This window comes from Nocardia sp. NPDC023733, from assembly GCF_040639775.1.
Lineage (GTDB): Bacteria > Actinomycetota > Actinomycetes > Mycobacteriales > Mycobacteriaceae > Nocardia > Nocardia rosealba.
The window spans coordinates 920,512-945,784 of sequence record NZ_JBFAAN010000001.1 but is presented as its reverse complement, the minus strand read 5'-3'; the positions used below and the strand labels follow the sequence as shown (position 1 = coordinate 945,784).

Below are 25,273 nucleotides of genomic sequence, written 5' to 3'. Positions count from 1 at the left end.
CGCGCCACAGCGGGATGAAACTTTCGAAAATCCTACGTGCCTCAGTGCTGCGATTCCGTTGCCAACCGTCGACCACCATGGTCTACCCATCGCGTTCGTGATCAGATTCACAACGGGCACAGGGCGAATCGGGCCGGTCCGCGGTGGACCGGCCCGATCACCGAACACCGAAGTCAGGCGTTGAAGTACTTCGCCTCGGGATGCAGCAGGACGAAGGCGTCGGTGGACTGCTCGGGATGCAGCTGCAGCTCTTCCGACAGCGTCACCCCGACCCGGCCCGCGTCGAGCAGGTCGACCAGTTTCGCCCGGTCCTCGAGGTCCGGGCAGGCACCGTAGCCGAAGGAATACCGCGCACCCCGGTAGCCGAGCTTGAAGTAGTCCTGCACATCGGCCGGATCGCTGTCGGCGACCGACTGCCCGTCGATGCTCAGTTCCTCACGCACCCGGCGGTGCCAGTACTCGGCCAGCGCCTCGGTGAGCTGCACGCCGATACCGTGCACCTCGAGGTAGTCGCGGTAGCTGTCGCCCGCGAACAGGGCGTTGGCGAAGTCGGCGATGGGCTGACCCATGGTGACCAGCTGGAAGGGCAGCACGTCGACCTGACCGGTCTCGCGAGCCTTGTCCCGCGAGCGGATGAAGTCGGCGATGCACAGGAACCGGTCGCGCTGCTGACGCGGGAAGGTGAACCGATACCGTTCGGGCGCATCGGGTTCCGGCTCGGTCAGCACGATGACCTCGTCGCCCTCCGACACCGCCGGGAAGTACCCGTACACCACGGCGGCGTGCTGCAACACGCCCTCGGTGGCCAGCCGGTCGAGCCAGTACCGCAGCCGCGGACGGCCCTCGGTCTCGACCAGTTCCTCGTAGCTCGGCCCGTCACCAGCACGCTGCCCGCGCAGACCCCATTGCCCGAGGAACAGCGCCCGCTCGTCGAGCAGACCCGAATACTCCGCCAGCGGAAGGCCTTTCACCACACGCGTGCCCCAGAACGGCGGAGTCGGCACCGGCTGATCGGCCGCCACGTCGGAACGCTCGGGCACCACGATGGGCGCCTCGGCGGCCTTGCGCTCGGCGGCGATCCGCTTGGACCGTTCGTGGCGGGCCTTGCGCTCGGCGGCTTTCTTCTTCGCCTCGATCGCCTCGGGACTGTCGGGGTCGAGGCCACCGCCGCGCTTGACGGTCATGATCTCGTCCATCAACCGCAGACCTTCGAAAGCGTCACGCGCGTAGTGCACTTCACCGTCGTAGACCTCGGTGAGGTCGTTCTCGACGTAGGAGCGGGTGAGCGCGGCACCACCGAGGAGCACCGGGAACTGCTCGGCCACACCCTTGGCATTGAGCTCGGCCAGGTTCTCCTTCATCACCACGGTGGACTTCACCAGCAGGCCGGACATGCCGATCACGTCGGCCTTCTTGTCCTGGGCGGCGTCGAGGATGGTGGCGATGGGCTGCTTGATGCCCAGGTTCACCACCTCGTAGCCGTTGTTGGACAGGATGATGTCGACCAGGTTCTTGCCGATGTCGTGCACATCGCCCTTCACCGTGGCCAGCACGATGCGGCCCTTGCCGGAGTCGTCGGTGGCCTCCATGTGCGGTTCCAGGTGCGCCACAGCGGTTTTCATCACCTCGGCCGACTGCAGCACGAACGGCAGCTGCATCTGGCCCGAACCGAACAGCTCACCGACGGTCTTCATGCCCGACAGCAGTGTCTCGTTGATGATCTGCAACGGCGGCACCGACTTCATCGCCTCGTCCAGATCATCGCCGAGACCGTTGCGTTCACCGTCGACGATGCGGCGTTCCAGGCGTTCGAACAGCGGCAGCGCGGCCAGTTCCTCGGCGCGCGAAGCCTTCGAGGACGCGGTCGACACGCCTTCGAACATCGCCATCAGCGTCTGCAGCGGGTCGTAGTCCTCGCCGCGGCGGTCGTAGATCAGGTCGAGGGCGGTCTCGCGTTGCTCGTCGGGAATCCGGCTCATCGGCAGGATCTTCGAGGCGTGCACGATGGCCGAGTCGAGACCGGCCTCCACGCACTCGTGCATGAACACCGAGTTCAGCACCTGCCGGGCGGCCGGATTTAGGCCGAAGGAGATGTTGGACAGACCGAGGGTGGTCTGCACCTGCGGGTGGCGGCGCTTGAGTTCACGGATCGCGTTGATGGTCTCGAGACCGTCCTTGCGCGATTCCTCCTGGCCGGTGCCGAGGGTGAAGGTCAGCGTGTCGATGATGATGTCGGACTCGGCCAGCCCCCAGTTGCCGGTGATGTCGGCGATCAGCCGCTCCGCGATGGCGACCTTGTGCTCGGCGGTGCGGGCCTGGCCCTCCTCGTCGATGGTCAGCGCGACCACGGCCGCACCGTGCTCGGCGACCAGCGCCATGATCTGCTGGAATCGCGACTCGGGACCGGCGCCGTCCTCGTAGTTCACAGAGTTCACCGCGCACCGGCCGCCCAGGTGCTCGAGCCCGGCCTGCAGGACCGCGACCTCGGTGGAGTCGAGCATGATCGGCAGGGTGGACGAGGTGGCCAGGCGCGAAGCCAGCTCGTTCATGTCGGCGGCGCCGTCGCGGCCCACGTAGTCGACGCACAGGTCGAGCATGTGGGCGCCGTCGCGGGTCTGGTCCTTGGCGATCTCGAGGCAGCGCTGCCAGTCGGCGGCCAGCATCGCGTCGCGGAAAGCCTTGGAGCCGTTGGCATTCGTGCGCTCACCGATCATCAGGATCGACGCGTCCTGCTCGAACGGCACAGCGGTGTACATGCTCGATACCGCGGGCTCGTGCTCGGGGTGACGGCGATCGTCGATCGGCGGCAGCGTCTTCTCGACCTCGCGCACCGCCTCGGCGACCTGACGGATGTGCTCGGGCGTGGTGCCACAGCAACCACCCACCATCGACAGCCCGAACTCGGAGACGAAACCGCTCATCGCGACGGCCAGCTCCTCGGCGGTGAGCGGGTACTCCGCCCCCTTGGCACCGAGCACCGGCAGACCCGCGTTCGGCATCACCGACACCGGAATGGTGGCGTGCCGCGACAGATGGCGCAGGTGCTCGCTCATCTCGTCGGGCCCGGTGGCGCAGTTCAGGCCGATCATGTCGATACCGAGCGGTTCCAGCGCGGTGAGCGCCGCACCGATCTCGCTGCCGACGAGCATGGTGCCGGTGGTTTCCACCGTCACGTGGGTGATGATCGGGATCCGGCGACCGGCGGCGAGCATGGCCCTGCGGCTGCCGGTGATCGCGGCCTTGACCTGCAGCAGGTCCTGGCAGGTTTCGATGAGGATGGCGTCGGCGCCGCCGTCGAGCATGCCGAGCGCGGCCTCGGTGTAGGCGTCACGCAGTGCGGCGAACGGGGCGTGGCCCAGCGTCGGCAGCTTGGTGCCCGGGCCCATCGACCCGAGGACGTAGCGCGGGGTGCCGTCGGCCGAGGGGCCCATCTCGTCGGCCACCTCGCGGGCGATGCGGGTGCCGCGCTCGGACAGATCGCGGATCCGGTCGGCGATGTCGTAGTCGGCGAGGTTGGGCAGGTTGCACCCGAAGGTGTTGGTCTCCACCGCGTCCGCGCCCGCCGCGAAGTACGCGCGGTGGATCTCGGCGAGCACATCGGGGCGGGTGTCGTTGAGGATCTCGTTGCAACCCTCGAGGCCGCGGAAGTCGTCGAGCGTGAGGTCCGCGGCCTGCAACATCGTGCCCATCGCACCGTCGCCGATGACGACACGGCGTCGCAGCGTGTCGAGGAGCGTGGTATCGAAAGTGGTGGGCAAGGACGCAGGCATGGTTCAAGACTAGTGGGCGCCTCCGACACACGAGACCACTGTCGGTGATCCAGTGGCCCGGGCCACACAACACGCAACCCTGCCGGTCGCCACAAAACAATTGGCACAAGACACTAGGCTGACCTGGTGGATGCCAGTGAGACCCCCGAGACGGAACTGCCGACGTTGCGCAATCCCGTGCTGGTCGCGGCCTTCGAGGGCTGGAACGACGCCGGAGATGCCGCCAGTGGCGCGGTCGAACATCTGGAGTTGCTCTGGGACTCCGAGCCGCTGGCCGAACTCGACTCCGAGGACTATTACGACTACCAGGTGAACCGGCCGACCGTGCGTCAGGTCGACGGGGTGACCAGGGAGATCCAGTGGCCCTCGACCATGCTGTCGGTGTGCTCCCCACCCGGCAGCGACCGCGACGTGGTACTGCTGCGCGGGATCGAACCCAATATGCGCTGGCGCAGCTTCTGCAACGACCTGCTCGAGTTCATCGAACAGCTGGGCGTGGAGACGGTGGTGATCCTCGGCGCGTTGCTGGCCGACACGCCGCATACCCGGCCGGTGCCGGTCACCGGTTCGGCCTACAGCCCGGAGGCCGCCGAGCGATTCAATCTGGAACAGACGCGCTACGAGGGTCCGACCGGAATCACCGGTGTCCTGCAGGACCAGTGCGTGAAGGCAGGCGTGCCCGCCGTGTCGTTCTGGGCCGCGGTGCCGCACTACGTGTCGCAACCGCCGAATCCGAAGGCGACGATCGCGCTGCTGCACCGGGTGGAGGAGGTCCTCGACATCGAGGTGCCGCTCGGCGAGCTGCCGGCTCAAGCCGAGGAGTGGGAGGCCGCGGTGAACGAGATGACCGTCGGCGACGAGGAGATCAGCGAATACGTGCGCTCGCTCGAGGAACGGGGCGACGCGGCACTCGATCTCAACGAGACGATGTCGAAGATCGACGGTGACGCGATCGCCGCGGAGTTCGAGAAGTACCTGCGCAGGCGCGGGCCGGGAAGCTTCGGGCTGTAGACCCGACGCACCGGCCCGCTCGGGCCGCTGCCGTCAGGATGGTGGTTCGGTATCGGAGGCCGCCATCTCAGCGCTCCAGCGTGAGGACTTGGGCGGCGGCCTCGTGCGCCAGCTTGGCGATCAGCATGTCGCGCGGAATCGTCTGCCCGGCAAGGTGATCGAGCGACGGGACCACCACGTGGTGCGCGTCGGCCCGCTTCAATTCCTGGGTGAGCTCGGCGAAGGCCGCACCGTCACCCGCGGTCGATTCATGGAACGTCGCGGCGAAACACATCCCCGCCGTAGCCGCGAGGCTGCGTAGCGCATCCTCCAATTGATCGCCCTGGCCCTCGGCCAGATCGTCACGCAAGTATCCATAGATCAACGCTTCCACCCGAACCTCCGTTGGATTGGGATCGCTGTTCTGTTGTCGGATCCCCCCGCGCGGCGCCAGCCGCCGCGCGGGGGTACTGCGTTGCCTCGCAAGCTCTCCTGCGGGGCGGGTGATCGGTCCGGCCGAGCACCTACTTACAGCATGCGCATTCGTGCTCCGTTGTAGCAGATGTCAAACCGATGACATCTACGTGCCCTATCCGGGACGCCGAACGTTAACTGGTGGAATACTACGGCCGTGACCGCAACTGATGATCGACCCGTCTGGGCTGTCCGGATGCGCTCGGAACGTGACGCGAGGGGATGGTCGCAAGCCGACGCCGTCCGCGCGATGCGTGCCAAGTCCTCACACAACCTGCCGACGGACAGTACTCTGCTGCGCAATTGGCGCCGCTGGGAGTCCGGTGAATCACGACCCGACGAGTTCTACGCGCCGATCATCGCGGCCGCGTTCGACACCGTCCCCGCCGCGTTCTTCCCCAAGTCCCGTCCCAACCGCGATGACGAGCTGTTATCCGCAACCGGTATGGACACACTCGAATTCATCGGCAGGCTACGCATGTCCGATGTCAACAGCGCCACCCTCGACGCGGTGCGGATCACCGCCGAACGGTTGTGCTGCGAGTACGCCTATGCCGACCCGCACGAGCTGCACGCCGAGGGAACCGCGTGGTTGCGCCGGATCACCTCGCTGCTCGACGGCCGACTCACCCTGAGCCAGCATCGGGAAATCCTCGTACTGGCCGGCTGGGTGGCGTTGCTGGTGGGTTGCGTCGACTACGACCTCGGCCACCGCGCGGGCGCGGAAGCCACTCGGCGGGCGGCGGATTCGCTCGGCCGCGAGGCGGGCAACCCCGAGATCGTCGGCTGGGCGGCGGAGATGTCGGCGTGGTTCGCGTTGACCCAGGGCAATTTTCGCGGCGCCATCGACGTCTCCGAGAAGGCGATGGCGGGGACCACGTCGATGGGTGTCGGGGTGCAGCTGGCCGCGCAACGCGCCAAGGGCTGGGCGCGCCTCGGCGATCGCCGGGCGGTACAGACCGCGCTCGACGAGGGCCGGGCGATCCTGGCGCGGATGGGCCATCCGGCCGATCTGGACAACCACTTCGTCGTCGACGCAACGAAATTCGACTTCTACGCCATGGACTGCTGCCGGGTGGCCGGGCAGGACCGGTTGGCCGAACGCTATGCCCAGCAGGTGATCAAGGATTCGACCCGGCCCGACGGCAGCGTGCGCAACCCCATGCGCGTGTCCGAAGCCCGGCTGACGCTCGCCGTGGTCGCGGTGCGTGATCGCGATCTGGAGCGGGCGGTGGAGGAAGGGATCGCGGCGTTCACGGCGGGCCGCAAGTCGCTGCCGTCGCTGGCGTGGATCGCGGGCGAGGCGGCGCGCGAGATCATCGAACGCTTCCCCGGCGATCCGCGCACCCAGTCGTTCCTCGAGCAGTTGCGCTCGCTCAACGTCGGGTGAGCGCGGCGGCGATGCCACGCCGATCCGGGACGGGTCGGACGGAGCAGGGGTCGGTCACCACTAATCTGTCTACGGTGACCGACCACCGCGCCGACGGCCTGCCCAGCGCCGTCCCTGCCCTGTGGGACGAGCGGCTGCGGTTGTTCTCGTTCGCCACCGCCGAGAAACGCGCCGACTACCTGCGGGTTCTGCGTGCCTTCGACAGTGCGCGCGCGGCATACGTGGTGTTGCTGCACGCCGATGATGTCGCCGAGTGGATCGCCAAGGCCGAGGCGGGCACGCAGGGGCCCGCTCCGGCGGGGGTGCCGCTGTCGGCGGCCGAGATCGGTCCGCTGCTCGAGCAACTGCACCGCTGGGGTGTGCTCGAGCGCAGTTACGACGGCACCCGGGCTGCCACGCTGGCCGAGTACCGCAACCGGCACTACGTGTACCAGTTCGCGCAGGCCGGTTTCCAGGCATATCAGGCAGTGGCCGGGGTGCTCACGGCCCGGATGGAGGACGCGTCGCTGTCGCGGCTGGTGCTCCCCGAACTCCTCGCGGATCTGCGCACCCTGGCGACCGCCAACCGCGAGGGCGACGCCGAGCGGGTCTACACCACGCTGCGCCGGCTCGACGCCGCGCTCACCGACATGGCGGCCCGCGCCGCGCACTTCTATCTGTCGCTGGGCGACCTGGTGCGGACCACCGAGATCACCCCCGAGTCGTTTCTCGCGCACAAGGACGCGCTGCTCGCGCACATGCGCGAGTTCAGCATGGATCTGGCCCGGTTCGCGCCACGTCTGGCCGCCGCGATCGGCGAGGTGGAGGACACGGGAGTCGACGCGCTGATCGGGCGGGCGGCCGGGTGCGACGAGCGGGTGCTGCTGAGTTCGGTGGAGCGGGAGGCGGATTGGCGAGCCCGCTGGGACGGGTTGCGCACCTGGTTCGTCGCGGGCACCGAGCCGGGCGAGTCGTGTGAGGCCGACCGGCTGCGGGAGGCGACGATGAGCGCCATCGCGGCCGTGTTGTCGCTGTTGCGCCGGGTGACCGAGACCCGTCGGGGCGGGATCAGCCGGGAATCGGCGTTGCGTCACCTGGCGGCGTGGTTCGTCGCCACCCCCACCTCGGGCAGTGCGCACGCCCTGTACGACGCGGTGTTCGGCCTCGGCAAACCACGGCACCTGTCGCTGGAACATCCCGACGCCGACCTGGTCCCCGCCGACCGGTCCTGGTGGGACGCACCACCTTTGGAGATCTCGCGCACACTCGCCGAGACCGGTCGCGCCCCCGCTGCGGGCGCACCCGCCCGGATCTCACGCAACGACGCCGGCGTGCGCCGCCTGCGCGAAGCGCAACTGGCCGCCCAGCGCGAACGCGCGGCAGCGGCCGCCTCGCTGGCCACCGGCAACGTGCACGAACGAGTACTCGACCAGCGCGAGACCGAGGTGCTGTTGCGTCTGCTCGACGCGGCCTCCACGGCCTGGGTGCCGGTGAGCGGACGAGTCGAGGGCACAACGGGTTCCGACAACGGCGTCACCCTGACGGTTCGCCCGTGCGACGGATCGACCGTCATCCGCACGGCGGCGGGATTGCTCCACTTGAACAACCGCCGCCTCGAAGTACAGGGTTCGACACGGCGGGGTGGGAAGCGATGACCGCGAGCATCGGCGCCCGGCCTGGTTCACACGGTGGGGCGGACCGCGGGATGCCCTGGAAGCCTCGGCGGCTACCGGCGCCGTGCTGCGGCGTTGTTCCGGTGTTGCGGCACACCGCGCTGAGCGACGGCGGCACGACGACGGCGCGCATCGGTGTGCTGAGCCTCGGCCGATACTCGATCCCGCATCCGGAGATCGACGGCTCTTGCTGTGGTGCGGTGCAGCAGGGGGTGGCTGCGTGAAGCGGCAGCGAATCGATGCGCTCGCGCTCGACAGTTACCAGCGGGCAGTGCGGGTGATGCTGGCGAATCACCTTGTCACGCGGGTGTATCCAGATCGGATCGCGTTGCCGCTGATCCGGCGGTGGGCGACCGAACTGCGCGAGGACATGGCCGAATTGTTCGGGTATCGGGTGGAGATCACCGAGACGACGGCGCGGCTGTATCCGGTGCACGATCGGCTCGAGGATGCCCGGCCCGCGCGCAGTGTGAACGATCGGGTGTTCGATCGGCGGCGCTACGCCTATCTGTCGCTGGCACTGGCCGCTTTGGGGCGGGCCGGGGATCAGATCACCCTGTCGGAACTGGCGGAGCATGTCGCCGATTACGCGAGCCGCATCGATGGGCTCGAATTGTCCACCGAGCGGGCCGCCGATCGTGACGCCTTCGTCGACGCCGTCAGCTGGCTCGGCGCGCGCGGCGCGTTGACCCTGGCCGACGGTGACGCGGGCGGGTGGGCCAGCGACCCCGACGCGGGTGAAGCGCTCTACGACATCGACCGCCCGGTGGTTTTCGCGCTGTTCCGGCCACCGCGGGCATTGCAGCACCTGCACAGCGTGCGCGGTCTGCTGGCCGAGGACACCGAGGTGGCGGCCGACGTGGCGCGTCGGGTCCGGCGGGCGCTGGTAGAACGGCCGGTCGTGTATTTCGCGGATCTGACGCCCGCCGAACGGGCGCTGCTAGGCCAGGAGCGCCTGATCGGTGAGGTGGAGTACTGCACCGGGCTGCGGGCCGAACGGCGGGCCGAGGGTGTCGCCCTCATCGACACGTCGGGTCGCCTGTCGGACACGCGGTTCCCGGGCACCGGCACTCTCGCGCAGGTGGGGCTGCTGCTGATCGGTGAGATCGCGGATGCGGTGCTGGATCTGGACAACCCGCTGCCACACCGCCCACTGCCCGACCTGGATCCTGCCGAGGAACTGCTCGACCAGCTCGACACCGCGATCCCCGAGGCGGGGGTGTTCGTCCCGCTGGCCGACGAAACACCCGACCCGGCAACGGATTCCGACGACGAGGTCACCGAGGAACCCGACACCTACCCGTTCCTCGACGATGCGTGGGTGCGGACGACCGTCACCGCCCTCACCGATCGCTACGGTGCCACCTTCGCCGCGCAATGGCAGGCCGACATCGGCGGCCTCACCGCCGAGGTGCTGGCCTTGCTGACCAAGTTGCGGCTGATCCGGCCCGTCGAAGACGGTCTGCTCGTGTTGCCCGCGCTCGCCAGATACCGGGGTGCGGTCGTCACGGTACGGGTGCGCAAGACCGAGGAATTGTTCGTCACCGCCGCGGATGTCGGCACCGGAGTGGGAGGGAGCTGAGCAGATGACGCTCATTCACGGCGGAGTGCGATTCGTCCCGACCCGCGCGGGCATCGTCAACCTGTGGGACTACCGCGACCAGGAGTTCTGTTTCGCCGACGGGCGCCTGGTGCTGCGCGGACCCAACGGTTCGGGCAAGACCAAGGCCCTCGAGGTGCTGTTCCCGTTCGTGCTGGACGGGCGGATCGAGCCGCGCAGGCTCAACCCGTTCGCCGGTGAGGAACGGACCATGAAGTCGAACCTGCTCTACCGCAAGCAGGAATCGGCGTACTCGTATGTGTGGATGGAATTCGCGCGCGGCAGCTGGGAGGACCCCGAGGTCGTCACGGTCGGTATCGGGATGCGTGCCACCCGGTCCTCGGACAAGGTGACGCGCTGGTATTTCGTCGCCGACGGCCGCGCGGGTGTCGATTTCTCGCTGATCGGTCCCGACGATCGCCCGCTCACCCGCAAACAGCTCGCCGAGCAGATCGGCAGCGACGCCATCGTCGACCGCCCGGTCGAATACCGGGCCGCGATCGATGCGCGCATGTTCGGGCTCGGTATGCAGCGCTACGACCAGCTCATCAACTTGATCCTCACGCTGCGCCGCCCGCAGCTTGCCAAGAACCTCGATCCGCGCGGGTTGTCCCAGGCGCTCACCGACGGTCTGCGTCCCCTCGATGAACAGCTCATCCTCGACGCGGCACGGTCGTTCAGCGACATGGAGGAGGTCGGCCGCACCCTCGACGGACTGGTCCAGGCCGATACCGCCACCCGGCGCTTCGTCGATGTGTACCGCAAATACCTTGCGGTACAGGCGAAGTCGGATGTCGATCAGGTTCGCACGCGACTCGAAGCCGTCACCAACGCCTCGACCGCACTGTTCGCCGCGACGGCCTTGCGCACCCGGCGCGACGCCGACCGCGCCGCCGCCGAGGCCCGGGCCGAGGAGGCCGACCGCGCCTACGAACAGGCCATCGCCGACCGCGAGAACTTGCAGCGATCCAGCGCCTACGAGGGCAAACAGCAACTCGACGACCTCGCCGACGCGGTCCGCAGGCTCGAAACCTCCGCCGCCGCCCACCGCGACAAGGCCGCCGAAGCGGCGCAAACGTTGCAGCGGCGGGCCGAGGAAGCCGAGAAGGCAGCTGAAGCGGTACGCACGGCCGCCGCCGCGCTGGTGCGCGGCGAAGAAGCCCTCCGCTCGGCCGCCGAGGAAGCGGGCATCGAGTGGACCACGCCCGGCACCGACGGCCGGGGCGACCAGTTCACCGCAGCCGTCCGCGGCCACGCCGAGGAACGCGACGCCGACGTGCGCGCGGTCCGCAAGGCGGTGAGCAAATGGGAATCCGCCGCCGCCGACCGAACCCGCGCCGAACGCCTCACCGAACGCGCGACAGAACTGCGCGACGCGGCAGCCGCCGAAGTCGCACATGCGGAAGCCGCGGTTGCGTTGGCGCGCAAAGATTCTGCGGCGAACCTGCGCGCCTGGTGGAAGACCAACTCAGCCCTCCTCGCGGGCATCGCGGAATCCTCGGTGAACGCCCAAGCCGCCGAAGCAGTCATCGACGGGGGCGACCCTGCCCAAGGCATCATCGGGGCGCGAGCCGATCGGACCGGGGCTGATGACGGCGGACTGTTCGAGGCGCTGGAGACAGCCTTCGCCGGTGCCGGAGTGGAGGATATCCCCTCTGCCGCAGAGGTTTTGGCGGAGCGGATCGAGCCGCTACGCGAGCAGATCCGCACCCGTCGGCAGGAGTCGCGGGCGCGGGCTGATGCTGCGGCCGCGCGCCGCGACGCACTGACGGCCGAACGCAAGCAGATCGCTGCCGAACACGATGACGCCCCGCCGTCGTCGTCGGCCAGAACCGGTATGCGCGAGGGACTTCCGGGCGCTCCGCTGTGGAAGCTGGTGCGGTTCGGGGATGGGGTGTCCGCGCAGGAGGCGGCGGGGATCGAGGCCGCGCTTCAGGCCGGAGGTCTGCTCGACAGCTGGATCTGCGGGCCGACCCTGCCCACCGAGGTCCAGTCGGACCACTTCCTGCTCCCACTGCCCGTCGACCAGCGCCCGACCGGTCGCACCCTCGCCGATGTTCTTGTGATGGAGGAGAATACGCCGGAAGTCGAAGTCCCGAGGGACACGGTCGCTGCCGTGCTCGCCTCCATCGCCCTCGACGAACTCCGCCCTGACTCGGACAGCTCCGCCCCTACGACAGCCGACGACCACTCAGGGTACGAAGCCGCCGAGACACACCCGGCGCCGACCACGCCGGCGCGAGCAGACTCCGCACCAGGCGCGGGAGGCGGAGCGAAATCGACGACAGTCGCGGCGACGGGTGCGGATCGCGCCGGTGTTGCGGACGGCGAAGGCATGGGACGGACCATCCCAGGCGCCACGCTGAGTGCGCTGACCGCCGAGGCCGCCCCCGTGGTGATCGGAACAGCGGGCCACTATCGACTGGGTGTTTTGGTCGGCAGGCATCACAAGACCGAGGCCGAGTTCATCGGTGCGACCGCGCGGGCGCGCAGGCGAGCGTTGCGGCTCGCCGAGATCGAGGCGGCGATCGAGGCGGCCGGCGCGGAATACGAGGCGGCTCGGGCCGAAGAGTCTTCGGCGGCAGCGCAATCGGCTGAGCTCACCGCTGCGGCGAAGTCGTTGCCACGACCTTCGGCGGTGACCGCCGCACTTCGGGCGGTCGCGGAGACCGCCGGACTGATGCGGTCGCGGGTGGAGGCGGCGGCGCAGGCCGAGCGGGAGCTCGATCAGGCCGTGGCCGAGGTGGCTGCTCAGGACAAGAAGGTGCGAGCAGCCGCGCAGGCGCACCGCACGCCGCGGGAGGCGCGTGAACTCGATGCGCTGGCCGCCGCGATCCGGCATTTCGAGAACACCGGCACCGGACTGCTGCGGTTGCGCGCCGAGCACGAACGGGAACGGGAACGCGAGCGGGAGGGCGCCGATCGGCACGACGAGGCCCGCGCCCTGGCCGAGGCGTTCGCCGAGGAGGCCGAGGCGGCCCGCGCCGGATACACCGAGCAGCAGCGCAAGCTCGAAACGCTGCGAGAAGCGTTGGGCGCCAGTGCTGCCGACATCGACCGCGAGCTGGATGCGGCGCGCGCTGCCATCGAAGCCGCCAAAGCCGAGCAGCGGGCCGCGCGCAAGGCGGCCAATGCGGCGATCGAGGCGGTGGGTGACGCGGAAGCGGCATATCGCACGGCACACGAGGCACTCGCCACGGCGCTCACCGAGGTGCTCGCCGAAGTGCGGTCGCTGGCTCCGTACGCGCGGCCCGACCTGCTGAGCCTGCTCGGCGCTTCGGTCGAACACCGGTGGCCGAGCAGCGAGGCCGCCTGGTCGACTCCCGAGCAGCTGCAGTACCGCATCGTCGCCGCCGGCCCGGAAACCGATCCAGTGGTCTTGCCGGACGAGGTCGCGGCCCTGTTCGCCGACCTGGATGCCGCCACTGCCCAGGTTCGCGCCACCGAGGCCGGGCGCAAGTCCACCCGTTCAGCGGTGACGAGCGCGCTTCAGGAGTTCGACGCCGCGCTCACCGCGTCGGGCCGCGATTACCGCCTGCACTGGGACGCCGCCGACGGGCTCACCGTGGTGGCCGTACACGACGAGAACGGTCAGACCGCACTCGCCGATTTCGCGGCGCGCATCGATGCCGCGCGCCGCGATCAGGAACTGTTGCTCACCGACGCCGAACGCCGCATCCTCGAGGACGCGCTACTCACCGGCTTGGCCCAGCAGATCCACGAACGGACAACGGACGCACGCGAACTGATCTCCCGGATGGGCGCGGAGATGAAGCAGCGGCGGATGTCGTCGGGCAACACCATCGGTGTGCACTGGGTGCTGGCCGACGGTCTGTCGGAGGCGGCGCGCGCCATGTGCAAGCTGCTCGACCGCGACACCTCGGCACTGAGCCCGGACGATCTGGGTGCGGTCCGCGCGCATTTCGCGGCCGAGATCCGGGCCGCCCGCGCCGCCCACCCGGAACGCTCGTATCCCGAGATCCTCGCCGCCACCCTCGATTACCGGTCGTGGCGGGTGTTCTCGTTCACGCTGATCTCCGGGGACGGGTCCGAGGACAAGCTCACCGTCGCCCGCCACAGCGCGCTCTCCGGTGGTGAGCAGTCGGTGTCGCTGCACCTGCCGTTGTTCGCCGCCGCCCACGTGATGCTCGATTCCGCCGACCCGCAGGCACCGCGCCTGCTGGCGCTGGACGAGGCGTTCGCCGGTGTCGACGACAACGGCCGCAGCGAATTGCTCGGCCTCAGTGTGCAATTCGACCTCGACCTGTTCATGACCGGCTACGACCTGTGGATCACCTACCCGCACGTCCCCGGCTGCGCCCACTACGACCTGGCCCACTCCACGGCCGAGAACACCGTGAGCGCGACGCTTCTGGTGTGGGACAGCGGCGAACTCCTCGCCGAACACGACGGCGGCGACCTCACCACCGCCCTCGGCTCCCCCAACCGCCGCCGCCTCCCCAACACCATCGAGGGCGGCCTCACACTGGAAGGGATGCCAGGGGAACCAGCACCGGTCGGCTGAGATCACCGCCGGGGCGCCGACCGGCTGAGGCCTCGAGCTCCGCGAGGCACCACTGGTCGCGCGGGAGCGGAGGGCAGCCGGTGCGATCGTCGGCATGGGATGCACCCATGCTTACGGTGGGAGTTGGCTCGCAACAGCTGGCCCCGCCCGTCGCGGGGCCGACACGGTGGGCGCGCTGTGCCGCCGACCTGCCCTGGCGTGCTCGTCAGGAAGACCCTGCCCCGTGGCTGATGATCCCGTGTCGGCCGCCCGGTACCGCACGGGCGAGTACGCGAGGATTCCGCCGGGGCATGTTGCCGGTGAGTGTCCGAGCGCCTCAGGACGACCGGTAGTGGGCGGCGAGCGTGGTCGCGCGGTCGCGCAGGGTGGTGCGCAGCCATTGCGGCGCAAGGATTTCCGCGTGGGTGCCGAGTTGCCAGAGTGCCCATTCGGCATGACGCGGGTCTTGGAAGGTCAGCTCCAGGCGGAGGCGGCCGTCGGGCTCGACCGTGTCGGAGCGGACTGTCACCGCCGTGCCGATGAGTTCCGCGCGGCGTGTGGGGTTCACGAGGACCACGACGGCGACCTGGTCGCTACCGGCGCGGAACCGGGCGCTTCGTTCCTTCCAGGCCCGATCCAGGTCGACGTGCTCCGGCCGTTGCGCGGGTTCGGGGAGTTCCTCCGCGTCGAGAATGCGCGACAGGCGGTAGGTGCGGTCCTCCCCTGCCCTCGTGGCCAGCAGGTATCCCTGGTCGGCGACGGTGACCAGGCCGATCGGGTCCACGCTGCGCCACTGCGCGGGTTGGTCGACGGCCGCGTAGTTGATGCGTAGGCGGTGACCCATCAGCACCGCGCGGCGGACGACGGCCACCACGGCGTCGGGCAGGTCCTCGGGCGCGATGCGGCGCGCGAGGAGGTCGGTCTCGGGGTCGACGAGCAGGCGCTGGGCGGCGCCGGTCGCGGTGTCGCGGTAACTGTCCGGCAGGGCGTCGACGACCTTGCGCATGGCCGAGGACAGGGCGCCGCCGAGGCCGAAAGCCTGTGCACCACGCCTTGATCCAGCCACCAGCAAGGCCAGCGCCTCGTCGTGGTTCAACCCGGTGAGCTCAGTCTGGAAACCGGGGAGCAGGGCGAAACCGCCGTGCCTGCCGCGTTCGGCATACACCGGCACACCTGCCGAGGAGAGCGCCTCGATATCGCGCAGCACAGTGCGAGTGGAAACCTCCAGCTCGCGGGCCAGCACGTCCGCGGTCAGCCGGCCGTGTCTGCGCAGCAGCAGCACGAGGGAGACAAGCCGGTCGGCGCGCACTCGCGAAAGATTACCCGCAATACACGACAGAGGATGTCGTGTATTGCTGACAGGCTCATCTGCGTCACGACAATCCATCACAGGAAAGGTGCCTGAACATGGCGCACACCATCGTCAACCCCGACGGCCTCCACAACCCGGTTCCGTTCGGCTACAGCCATACCGCCGCCGTCCCGGCGGGCACCGATCTGGTCTTCGTCTCCGGCCAGTACGGTTCCGACACCGACGGCGCGGTCGTCTCCGGCGACTTCGCCGACCAGGTGAAGCGGACATTCGACAACATCGCCACCGCCCTGGCAGCCCACGACCTGGATCTCAGCCACGTCGTCGCGCTGCGCACCTACGTGGTGAACCACGATGTCACGAAACTCGGCCCGATCGCCGGTGCCGTGGCCGAGCACTGGGGCCCCACCCCGCCCACCCAGACGCTCATCGGTGTCGCGGCGCTGGCCACCCCCGATGTGCTGTTCGAGGTGGAAGCGGTCGCGGCCCGACCCTGACGCGCCTCTCACCCCACTGCGTGCCCGATGCGCTCCGCCATCGCACGCAGTCGCGCGGACAGTTCGGGCGAGTCGTGTACCCGGAACGCGGCTCCGAGCGAAACCAATTGCCGGGCAAGCCAATCGGGGTCGTCATCCCGGACACCGGTGAGGCGGCAGGTGGTGGCACCGGTGGAGTGCAGGGTGGCGGGGTCCTCGCCGAGTCGGCCGGTGACCCGGGTACGCGGGGCGTCGATGGTGACATCGGCCCGGTACGGGGCGGTGGGCCAGTCGGTTCGACGTCCCGCCACATAGTCGGCGGCGTCGGCCGCGGGTAGCTCACGTGCGATGATCCGGGCACCGGTCGGGTGCGGGTGGGCGATCCGGTCGGTGCGGTAGGTGCGCCAGGCATCTCGGTCGAGGTCGTAGGCGACGAGGTACCAGCGCCGGCCGGACGCGACGACGCCGACCGGTTCGACATGGCGACGTGACTCGGCGCCGTCGGTGTCGAAATAGCGGAAGCGCAGTCGTTCCCGGTTGGTGACGGCCGCGGCGAGGGTGGTGAGCACCTCCGGCTCCACGGTGGGCCCCTCACCCACCCGGACCGCGACCGCCGCACCCACCACCCGCACGCGCCTCCGGAGCTTCGCGGGTAGAACCTGCTCGAGTTTGGTCAACGCCCGCACCGACGCCTCCTCGATTCCACCGACCGCCTGCCCGGTGGCGACCCGCAGGCCGACGGCCACCGCCACCGCTTCGTCCTCGTCGAGCACCAGCGGCGGCAGCGCCGACCCGGCGGTGAGGCGGTAGCCGCCGCTCGCACCCAGCGCGGCGAGCACCGGGTAGCCGAGCTCGCGCAACCGGTCGATATCGCGGCGCACGGTGCGATCGGTGACGCCGAGCCGGTCGGCGAGTTCGCTACCCGGCCATTCGCGTGGCATCTGCAGCAGTGCAAGCAATCGGAGCAGCCGCGCTGCGGTGTCGGTCATGATTTCGATTCTCGCGCACATCTAGGACCGATCCTGTCCTAAATGCCTCGTAGCGTCGGGTTCACACCGATCACGAGGAGTTCCGAATGACTGTCCGCCCCTTCCACATCGACATCCCGCAGGCCGATCTCGACGACCTGCACGACCGGCTGGCCCGAGCCCGATGGACGCCCGAACTGCCGGGCGACGGCTGGGAGCGTGGCGTGCCTGCCGCGTATCTGCGCGAGCTCGCCACCTACTGGGCCGACGAATTCGATTGGCGGGCACAGGAAACCGCACTCAATGCCTTCCCCCAGTTCCAGACGACCATCGACGGCCTCGACGTGCACTTCGTCCACGTCCGCTCTCCCGAACCCGATGCGGTGCCCCTGCTGCTCACGCACGGGTGGCCCAACACCTTCGCCGAATTCACCCGTGTGATCGGTCCGCTGACCGATCCACGCGCTCACGGTCTCGATCCCGCCCTCGCCTTCGACGTGGTTGTCCCGTCGGTCCCCGGCTTCGCCTTCTCCCAGGCTCCGCGCGAGGTCGGAATGACCACCGCACGGGTGGCCCGGATGTGGACCGAGCTCATGAACCGGCTCGGCTACCAGCGCTACGGGACCCAGGGCGGCGACCTGGGCGCCTACATCGCACCGGAAATGGCGCTCGCGGCGCCGGAGCACGTGATCGGGGTGCATCTCGACGGCGGTATCGGCATGCCGACCGAGGCCGACGTGCCCGCGATGTCGGAGGAGGACCGCGCCGAGTGGGACCAGATGCAACTGTGGATGACCGGTGGCGTCGACCACCACACCCTGCTGCGCGCCGCACCGCAGACCTTCGCGCTGGGCTGGAACGATTCACCGGTCGCGCTACTGGCGTGGATGATGCAGAAGTTCCAGGAGTTCACGCCGATGGCCGACCTCGCCGAGGACGTGATCGACCGCGACCACCTGCTCACCACGGTGTCGCTGTACTGGTTCACCCAGACCACCGGCACCTCCTCATGGCCCATGTACAACGGGCTGCGCGACGGCGGTTTCGGCTGGCCGACCGGCCAGAACCTGGTGCCGACGGGCGTCTACGGTGGCGGCTCACCGCTCATGCGCAAGCTCGCCGAACGCGACAACAAGATCACCCACTGGCCGTCGGGCAACCCCGGCAACCACTTCGTGGCGATGGAGGAACCGGCGGCACATGTCGCCGACATCCGGAGGTTCTTCGCAGCCCTGCACTGAGAGACAAGACCGCGCCGGTCGACCTAGCGCATGCTCGCGTCGGGCACGGTCGGCGGGCACGGCGTCCCCGGCACCGTCACCAACTCGAAGTGCCACCATTCGTTGTCGAAAGTCCGGCACAGCCCCCAGCGGTTGCCGTTGGCCTCGAGCCACTGGGCGCCGATCTGCGGGCCGACGTCGACCGCGTGGCCGGAGACGTGGGTCGATTCGGCGGGTGGGAGGACCCAGCGGCGGGCCTCCTCCGGGGTGCCGTGGGTGGCCAGGCCGTCCTGCCACAGCGCTTCCTGCTGTTCGGGGGTGCGGTAGCCGGAGGTGACCGACAGCGGCACGCCCTCGGCGTGGGCCTGCTGTTCGGCCAGGGTGTAGGCCAGGGCGAGCGGTGGGTCGAGGCCCTCGGTGCCCGCGGCGGACTGGACCTGTTCGCGCTGATCGGGGTCGGCCGTGGCGGTACCGGTGGCCGTCATCGCGGCGACCGCGCTCACGCCGACCAGGATGCGGAGAACAGAGTGCATGCCGGAATCCTATCGACCCCGGCTCGGCGCGGTTCGGCTCACCCGGATCGGCGCCACCGGTCGATCTCGCGGCCGACCTCGGTGACGGGTGGCTCGCGGTAGAGCCATTCGCGGGCCAGCAGGTGCCAGTTCGCGGTGGCCCGCAACTGGCCGAGGGTGGCGAAGGTGAACAGGTCGGCCCGGCGGGAGAACACGTGCTCCGGCGGCAGCAGCTGCCGGTGCATGCCGTGGAATTGCGACGAACGCGGGTCGACCGCGAGCAGCAGTGCGCCGGTGGCCAATTCGGGGGTGATGGTGACGTCCTCGTCCAGCAGGTGCCACCCCGTGGCGGCCCACACGTAGGCCAGGCTCTCCTCGACCGACACCCCGGCGCTGGGGTCGATGATTCCCCGGTCGACCCACGCGGCGTACAGGTCCTCACCGCGCCCCTCGGCGGCCGCACGCAGCACGTCGCGCTCGAAATCGACATGCGCCGGGTCCATCTGCTTGTACAGGCCGAAGTCGACGAAGGCGAGCTTCCCGTCGGCGGCCAGCAGCATATTGCCCGGATGGGGGTCGCCGCAGAACTCGTTGTCGACGAACAGGCTGGAGATGTAGAACCGGTAGATCAGTTCGCCCAGGTGGTCGCGGTCGGCGTCGGGCAGCGTTCGCATGTGCGAAAAGGGTTGCGACTCGACGTATTCGGTGACGAGCACATTGTGCGAGCAGTGTTCGACGATCGCGTCGGGCACGGTGATGAACGGGTGACCGCAATACCGCCGCGCCACCCGATGCTGGGTGCGGGCCTCGCGTTCGTAGTCCAGTTCGCTGCGCAGGTTGTCGGCGATCTCCTCGAGCACGCCGGTGTCGGCCATGCTCGGCAGCACGGATCTGCCCATCTTGCTGAGGAATTCGAGATTGCCGATATCGGCGTGGACGGCACGCTCCACCCCGGGGTACTTCACCTTCACCGCGACCACGCGCCCGTCGCGCAGGGTGGCCCGGTGCACCTGACCGATCGACGCGGCCGCGATGGCGGTCTCGTCGAAGTCGGCGAAGACGCCGCCGAGCGGCCCGAGATCGTCCTCGATCACCGCACGCATGGTCGGGAACGCGACCGCGGGCGCCTTGTCCTGCAGTGCGGCCAACTGGGCCCGGAAATGCTCGCGATGCGATTCGGGCACGAAGTCGAGGTCGAGCACCGAGGCCATCTGCCCCAGCTTCATCGCCGACCCCTTCATGCTGCCGAGGACCGTGACGATCTGCTGCGCGGTCGTCATCGCCGAGCGCTCGGCCAGGACTTGCCTGGCCTCCTCGGTGCGACCGATCATCGACAGTCGTCTGCCGACCCCGCGCACCGCTTGGCCCGCGGCGAACTGTCCGAGCTTGGCGCCGCGCGCCACCCGGCCCCCAGGAATTCCAGCGGGCATAGCCACCCCGTTCACCGTATGTCGCCGGTCACGTTACACCGCGACGGCTGGACGCACGACCAGAAGACCCGGGGAGCGGGTCTCTACACCCGTTCCTTGGAGCGGGTGCGCACGCGCAGGGCGATCGGCTTGGAGGTCTCGGCGAAGAAGTCGTTGCCCTTGTCGTCGACGACGATGAAGGCCGGGAAGTCCTCGACATCGATCTTCCAGACCGCCTCCATGCCCAGCTCGGGGTACTCGAGCACCTCGACGTTCTTGATGCAGTCCAGAGCCAGACGCGCGGCCGGGCCGCCGATGGAACCGAGGTAGAAACCGCCGTGTTCCTTGCACGCCTTGGTGACCTGAGCGGAGCGGTTACCCTTGGCCAGCATGATCATCGAGCCGCCCGCAGCCTGGAACTGGTCGACGTAGGAGTCCATGCGACCGGCGGTGGTCGGACCGAACGAGCCGGAGGCGTAGCCCTCGGGGGTCTTGGCCGGGCCCGCGTAGTACACGGCCATGTCGCGCAGGTACTGCGGCATCGGCTCGCCCGCGTCGAGGCGTTCCTTGATCTTGGCGTGCGCGATGTCGCGGGCCACGACCAGCGGGCCGGTGAGCGAAAGCCGGGTCTTCACGGGGTATTTCGACAGCTCGGCGCGGATCTCGTCCATCGGGCGGTTCAGGTCGATCTGCACCACGTCGCCGCCGAGGATGTCCTCGGTCTGCTCCGGAAGGTACTGCGCCGGTTCGGTTTCCAGCTGCTCGAGGAAGATGCCGTCCTTGGTGATCTTGGCAAGGGCCTGGCGGTCGGCCGAGCACGACACGGCGATGGCGACCGGGCAGGAGGCGCCGTGGCGGGGCAGGCGCACCACGCGCACGTCGTGGCAGAAGTACTTGCCACCGAACTGGGCGCCGATGCCGAACTCACGGGTGAGCTGGAAGACTTCTTCCTCGAGCTCGAGATCGCGGAAGGCGTGACCGGTGATGGAGCCCTCGGTCGGCAAGTTGTCCAGGTAGTGCGCCGAGGCGTATTTCGCCGTCTTCAAAGCGAATTCGGCGCTGGTGCCACCGATGACCACGGCCAGGTGGTAGGGCGGGCAGGCCGCGGTGCCGAGCGAGCGGATCTTCTCGTCGAGGAACTCGAGCATGCGCTCGGGGTTCAGGACGGCCTTGGTCTCCTGGTACAGGAACGACTTGTTGGCCGAACCGCCGCCCTTGGCCATGAACAGGAACTTGTAGACCGGGTTGTCGGCGTCGCCCTCGGTGGAGTACAGCTCGATCTGGGCGGGCAGGTTGGAACCGGTGTTCTTCTCCTCCCACATGGTGATCGGCGCGAGCTGGGAGTAGCGCAGGTTCAGCCGGGAGTAGGCGTCGAACACGCCGCGGCTGATCCACTCGGCGTCGTCGGCGCCGGTGAGCACGCCCTCGCTCTTCTTGCCCATCACGATCGCGGTGCCGGTGTCCTGGCACATCGGCAGCACGCCGCCCGCGGAGATGTTGAGGTTCTTGAGCAGGTCGAGCGCCACGAAACGGTCGTTGCCCGAGGACTCCGGGTCGTCGATGATCTTGCGCAGCTGCCGCAGGTGGGCCGGGCGCAGGTAGTGGCTGATGTCGTGGATCGCCGTCTCGGTGAGCAGGCGCAGGGCTTCGGGCTCGACCTGCAGGAAGGTGCGGCCGTTGTGCTCGAAGGTGCTGACCCCCTCGGTGGTCAGCAGGCGGTACGGCGTGTCGTCCGCGCCGATCGGCAGCAGATCGGAATAGCGGAACTCCGGCGCGGTCACGGATCGCACTCCTTCAGGCAGGTGGGCAGAGCATCGCAGAGCCTATCCACCACCGGGCGCCGACCCGGAGATTAGGCAATCCTTACTCAAGATGAAGTAATGTCGAGGTTGCACGTTCAACACAAACGGTGCTACCCATTCTCCCGGGCGGTGGTGGGCGTGCGCCGTTCAATCCGAAGCTTGCACCGGCGAATCTGGAGCTCGATCGTGACCGATCCACAGTGGCTCGATGATGTCGAAATGCGCGCCTGGCTGGGCTATGTCCGTACCCGCGACCTGATCGCCGCGGCGATCGGGCGTGACGCCGGCCGGGCGGCGAATCTCAGTTATGTCGAATATTCCGTGCTGGTGTACCTAGCCGACGCACCGGGCCAGCGTTTGACCTTCGCTGACCTGGCGGGTGCGCTGGAATGGTCGCAGAGCCGACTCTCACACCAGATCACCCGCATGCAGAAGCGTGGACTCGTGGTGCGCGAAACCATGCCGCACGACCAGCGCCGCACCGTCGCCCGGCTGACGAGCGCGGGCGGCCAGTTGCTCACCACGGCGGCCCCGGCCCACGTGCGCAGCGTGCGGCGGCACATGATCGACGTCCTCGACCGCGCGCAACTGGCCGCGCTCGCCGAGATCTACGACGTCCTGATCGACCACCACCGCAGTGCGGCACGGGAACTCGGCCCTCGCATGCCGACCAAGGAACCGACTCCCGCCGCGGACCTGGCGTGAGTCAGGACCCCGAACTGCCGCCGCCACCACTCGAGTCGGGCCGCTGGCCCAGCCCACCGCGCAGGACCGTTCCGCCCGCGACCGGTGCGCCACGGTCGTAGACGTCGCCGGTGCTCGGCCGCAGAAAACTGCCCGCCGCCAGCACGATCGCGGCACCGACCGCCGGGTACACCAGCGTGTCGGTGTGCTTGTACCAGAACCGTTTATAGCTCGCGTCGGACGTGTCGCAGCGGTCGTCGGCCACCCGCTTGTTCGTCGCCGTCTCCACGCAGACACCCACCGAGGCCGGGCGGGCGGCGGTGCTGGTGGTGGTGCGCGGGGTGGTGGTCACCGACGCGCGGGTGGTGGTCACCGACGCGCGGGTGGTGGTCGTCGGGCGCTGAGCGGTGCTCGGGGCACTGCAGCCGGCCGACACCAGCGCCACCGCGACCAGGGCGGGCAGGGTGAAAGTCACACTGCGCGAGCGCATTACCCGAACATCCACGACTTCCCCCTCCGACGACCACAGGTCAACGCTCGACCATAGCGACCGGTCCCCGCCCGGACAACCCGTGCGGCCTAGGTGAAATACCGCTTACCGCAATACCTTCTCGGCGGTGTGGGCGGTGTCGGGGATGCCGAGGGCGCGTTCGAAACCTTCCGGGACCACGATGTCGTCGCGGGTCAGATCGGTGACCGAGGTCTTGCGCAGCCCGAGCAGGGCGGAGTCGATGCCGCCGCGCAGAATGTCGAGGACATTCTCGACGCCCGCCTGGCCGTTGGCCGCCAGACCCCACAGGTAGGCGCGGCCGATGAGGACCGCGCGGGCACCGAGCGCGACAGCCTTGACGACATCGCTGCCGCGCCGGATACCGCCGTCGAGCAGGACCTCGATCTGGTCGCCCACGGCGTCGGCCAGTACCGGCAGCGCACGGATGGCGGCGGGGGTGCCGTCGAGGTTGTTGCCGCCGTGATTCGACACCGAGATGCCCGCGACGCCCGCGTCGACCGCGCGCAGCGCGTCGTCGACCCGCATCACGCCCTTCAGCAACACCGGACCGTCCCACTGCGCGCAGATCCAGGCCACGTCGTCCCAGTCGGGGGCGGGCGTCTGCATCCACTCGCCGTAGGCGCCGAAGAAGCCGGGCGCGGCGCCGCCGCCGACGGACATGTTGGGTGCGGTGAGGTCGGGGATGGAACCCGAGCGCAGGTAGGTGGCCAGCCAGCGCGGGCGGGCGAGGGTCTGCGGGGCGAATTTCATCATGGTGCGCAGGTTCAGCGATTCGGGGATCTGCGGGCTGCCCCAGTCGCGACCGTGCGAGAAGGACCAGTCGAGGGTGAGGATCAGCCCGACCGCACCGGCGGTCTTCGCCCGTTCCATCCGTTCCAGGATCTGGTCCTTGCTGCCGCACCAGTACAGCTGGAAGAAGGTGGCGGGGTTGGCCGCGATCACCTCTTCGACCGGCTTGCTCGCGAACGAGCTCAGGCCCATGGCGATGCCGCGGGCGGCCGCGGCCCGTGCCACGGCGACCTCACCGTCGGGGTGCACCGCCTGCACGCCGGTCGGCGAGATCAGCACCGGCATCGAAACCTGTTGCCCCAGCACGGTTGTCGATTGGTCACGGTCCCCGATGGGGCCCGCGCAGTGCGGTGCGAAACCGAGTTCGGTGAACGCGGTCTGGTTGTCCTCGATGGTCTGGCCCCGTTCGGAACCGGCGATCAGCGCGCCGTACACCGACTTCGGCAGCCGCTTACGGGCGCGACGCTGCGCCTCGGCGACGGTCTCGAACCAGGGGTTCATCGACGTGGTCCTTCCTCGTTGTCACCCGGCCACCAACGGCCGAGGTCGTGCAGGAGCGCGGCGGTCGCCGCACTCAGCAGTTCGGCGCCCGCGGCGGCATTCGCCCCGGTCGGGTCGCCGAGAATTCCGTTGTGGCTCACCGCGGCCACCCCGCCCGTGCGCAGCAGCGGCAGCACCTCGGCGAGCGGGCGGGTGTCCCCCGGTTCGGCCAGCTCGGTGCGCACCCGGTCGGGCGCGAGGGCGAGCTGGAGGGAGGTTTCGGCGTGGCCCGCGTGCGCGTCGCCGCCGTAGCCCGGGCAGAACAGGCGCACGTCGCGTGATTCCGAGCGCAGCAGGGCGACCGCCCGGCGCAGCGCCTCGACATTGCCGCCGTGGGCGTTGACCAGCGCGATCCGCTCGAAAGTCGCGGTGGCCGAACGACACAGCTCGACCACGAGCAGCTCCAGCGCGGCCTGCCCGATCGACAGCGTGCCCGCGAATCCGGCGTGTTCACCGCTGGCGCCGTAGGGCACGGCGGGTGCGACGAGCACGTCGTCGCGCGCGGCGGCGGCCCGCGCGCACAGCGCCGAGGAGATGTCGAGATCGGTCGACAGCGGCAGGTGCGGTCCGTGCTGCTCGATAGCACCCAACGGCACCAGCAGGATCGACGCGCGACAGGCGTCGACCTCCGGCGATGTGAGCTGGGCCACGAACATGTCCGAACATTAAC

19 protein-coding genes are annotated in these 25,273 nt (G+C 69.1%); 9 read left to right on the top strand and 10 right to left on the bottom strand.

The features are described 5' to 3' along the window. Positions 1-173: 173 nt before the first annotated feature. Positions 174-3,770, bottom strand: coding sequence for a methionine synthase (gene metH, locus AB0F86_RS04295; protein ID WP_356981915.1), 3,597 nt, complete (start codon positions 3,768-3,770; stop codon positions 174-176). A 126-nt stretch (positions 3,771-3,896) separates the two neighbouring features. Between metH and AB0F86_RS04290 the strand changes: the two genes are divergently transcribed. Next, positions 3,897-4,781, top strand: coding sequence for a PAC2 family protein (locus AB0F86_RS04290; protein WP_067492062.1), 885 nt, complete (start codon positions 3,897-3,899; stop codon positions 4,779-4,781). Between the two features lie 67 nt (positions 4,782-4,848). On the opposite strand, the gene AB0F86_RS04285 is transcribed toward AB0F86_RS04290, so the two are convergent. Further along, a complete protein-coding gene (locus AB0F86_RS04285) occupies positions 4,849-5,154 on the bottom strand; it encodes a hypothetical protein (RefSeq protein WP_067492061.1) in 306 nt (101 codons plus the stop codon). Positions 5,155-5,391: 237 nt separating this feature from the next. Between AB0F86_RS04285 and AB0F86_RS04280 the strand changes: the two genes are divergently transcribed. The 5 genes from AB0F86_RS04280 to AB0F86_RS04260 all read left to right on the top strand — a co-directional run bounded on the left by AB0F86_RS04280 (position 5,392) and on the right by AB0F86_RS04260 (position 14,401). Continuing rightward, positions 5,392-6,624 carry an XRE family transcriptional regulator gene (locus tag AB0F86_RS04280; RefSeq protein ID WP_225282360.1) on the top strand — a complete coding sequence of 411 codons (1,233 nt, stop codon included), beginning with the start codon at positions 5,392-5,394 and terminating at the stop codon, positions 6,622-6,624. A gap of 134 nt (positions 6,625-6,758) precedes the next feature. After that, positions 6,759-8,258, top strand: a complete 1,500-nt coding sequence (locus tag AB0F86_RS04275) for a TIGR02677 family protein (RefSeq protein ID WP_356983720.1) — start codon at positions 6,759-6,761, stop codon at positions 8,256-8,258. Then, positions 8,255-8,500, top strand: a complete 246-nt coding sequence (locus tag AB0F86_RS04270; RefSeq protein WP_356981914.1) for a hypothetical protein — start codon at positions 8,255-8,257, stop codon at positions 8,498-8,500. Before AB0F86_RS04275 ends, AB0F86_RS04270 begins: the two co-directional genes overlap by 4 nt. Continuing rightward, positions 8,497-9,858 (top strand): DUF2398 family protein, encoded by a 1,362-nt coding sequence (locus AB0F86_RS04265; protein WP_356981912.1) that lies wholly within the window; start codon positions 8,497-8,499, stop codon positions 9,856-9,858. Before AB0F86_RS04270 ends, AB0F86_RS04265 begins: the two co-directional genes overlap by 4 nt. 4 nt (positions 9,859-9,862) lie before the next feature. Beyond that, positions 9,863-14,401, top strand: a complete 4,539-nt coding sequence (locus tag AB0F86_RS04260; protein WP_356981910.1) for an SbcC/MukB-like Walker B domain-containing protein — start codon at positions 9,863-9,865, stop codon at positions 14,399-14,401. Positions 14,402-14,717: 316 nt separating this feature from the next. Here the strand turns inward: AB0F86_RS04260 and AB0F86_RS04255 are convergent, their stop codons facing one another. Further along, positions 14,718-15,689: a WYL domain-containing protein gene (locus AB0F86_RS04255; RefSeq protein ID WP_356981908.1), complete on the bottom strand. Its 972-nt coding sequence runs from the start codon at positions 15,687-15,689 to the stop codon at positions 14,718-14,720. Positions 15,690-15,787: 98 nt separating this feature from the next. On the opposite strand from AB0F86_RS04255, the gene AB0F86_RS04250 reads away from it, so the two are divergent. Continuing rightward, the gene (locus AB0F86_RS04250) at positions 15,788-16,189 is read left to right on the top strand and encodes a RidA family protein (protein ID WP_356981907.1); all 402 of its coding nucleotides are present in this window, start codon (positions 15,788-15,790) and stop codon (positions 16,187-16,189) included. An 8-nt stretch (positions 16,190-16,197) separates the two neighbouring features. Here the strand turns inward: AB0F86_RS04250 and AB0F86_RS04245 are convergent, their stop codons facing one another. Beyond that, positions 16,198-17,157: a YafY family protein gene (locus AB0F86_RS04245; protein WP_356981905.1), complete on the bottom strand. Its 960-nt coding sequence runs from the start codon at positions 17,155-17,157 to the stop codon at positions 16,198-16,200. An 86-nt stretch (positions 17,158-17,243) separates the two neighbouring features. On the opposite strand from AB0F86_RS04245, the gene AB0F86_RS04240 reads away from it, so the two are divergent. Then, the gene (locus AB0F86_RS04240) at positions 17,244-18,377 is read left to right on the top strand and encodes an epoxide hydrolase (RefSeq protein ID WP_356981903.1); all 1,134 of its coding nucleotides are present in this window, start codon (positions 17,244-17,246) and stop codon (positions 18,375-18,377) included. 23 nt (positions 18,378-18,400) lie between these two features. Here AB0F86_RS04240 and AB0F86_RS04235 read toward each other — a convergent pair whose 3' ends face one another. The 3 genes from AB0F86_RS04235 to AB0F86_RS04225 all read right to left on the bottom strand — a co-directional run bounded on the left by AB0F86_RS04235 (position 18,401) and on the right by AB0F86_RS04225 (position 22,058). Further along, a complete protein-coding gene (locus AB0F86_RS04235) occupies positions 18,401-18,889 on the bottom strand; it encodes a M15 family metallopeptidase (RefSeq protein WP_225282351.1) in 489 nt (162 codons plus the stop codon). 38 nt (positions 18,890-18,927) lie between these two features. Then, positions 18,928-20,298 (bottom strand): AarF/ABC1/UbiB kinase family protein, encoded by a 1,371-nt coding sequence (locus AB0F86_RS04230; RefSeq protein ID WP_356983719.1) that lies wholly within the window; start codon positions 20,296-20,298, stop codon positions 18,928-18,930. 83 nt (positions 20,299-20,381) lie between these two features. Further along, the gene (locus tag AB0F86_RS04225; RefSeq protein ID WP_174550282.1) at positions 20,382-22,058 is read right to left on the bottom strand and encodes a fumarate hydratase; all 1,677 of its coding nucleotides are present in this window, start codon (positions 22,056-22,058) and stop codon (positions 20,382-20,384) included. Between the two features lie 207 nt (positions 22,059-22,265). Here AB0F86_RS04225 and AB0F86_RS04220 point away from each other — a divergent pair, with 207 nt between their 5' ends. Further along, positions 22,266-22,784 carry a MarR family winged helix-turn-helix transcriptional regulator gene (locus tag AB0F86_RS04220; RefSeq protein WP_181699087.1) on the top strand — a complete coding sequence of 173 codons (519 nt, stop codon included), beginning with the start codon at positions 22,266-22,268 and terminating at the stop codon, positions 22,782-22,784. A gap of 1 nt (position 22,785) precedes the next feature. Here AB0F86_RS04220 and AB0F86_RS04215 read toward each other — a convergent pair whose 3' ends face one another. The 3 genes from AB0F86_RS04215 to mftE form a co-directional block, all read right to left on the bottom strand. Next, positions 22,786-23,253 carry a hypothetical protein gene (locus tag AB0F86_RS04215; RefSeq protein ID WP_356981902.1) on the bottom strand — a complete coding sequence of 156 codons (468 nt, stop codon included), beginning with the start codon at positions 23,251-23,253 and terminating at the stop codon, positions 22,786-22,788. Positions 23,254-23,358: 105 nt separating this feature from the next. Next, positions 23,359-24,564: a pre-mycofactocin synthase MftD gene (gene mftD / locus AB0F86_RS04210; protein WP_356981901.1), complete on the bottom strand. Its 1,206-nt coding sequence runs from the start codon at positions 24,562-24,564 to the stop codon at positions 23,359-23,361. Further along, the gene (gene mftE / locus AB0F86_RS04205; RefSeq protein WP_356981899.1) at positions 24,561-25,259 is read right to left on the bottom strand and encodes a mycofactocin biosynthesis peptidyl-dipeptidase MftE; all 699 of its coding nucleotides are present in this window, start codon (positions 25,257-25,259) and stop codon (positions 24,561-24,563) included. The genes mftD and mftE overlap by 4 nt, the downstream gene beginning before the upstream one ends. Positions 25,260-25,273: the final 14 nt, after the last annotated feature.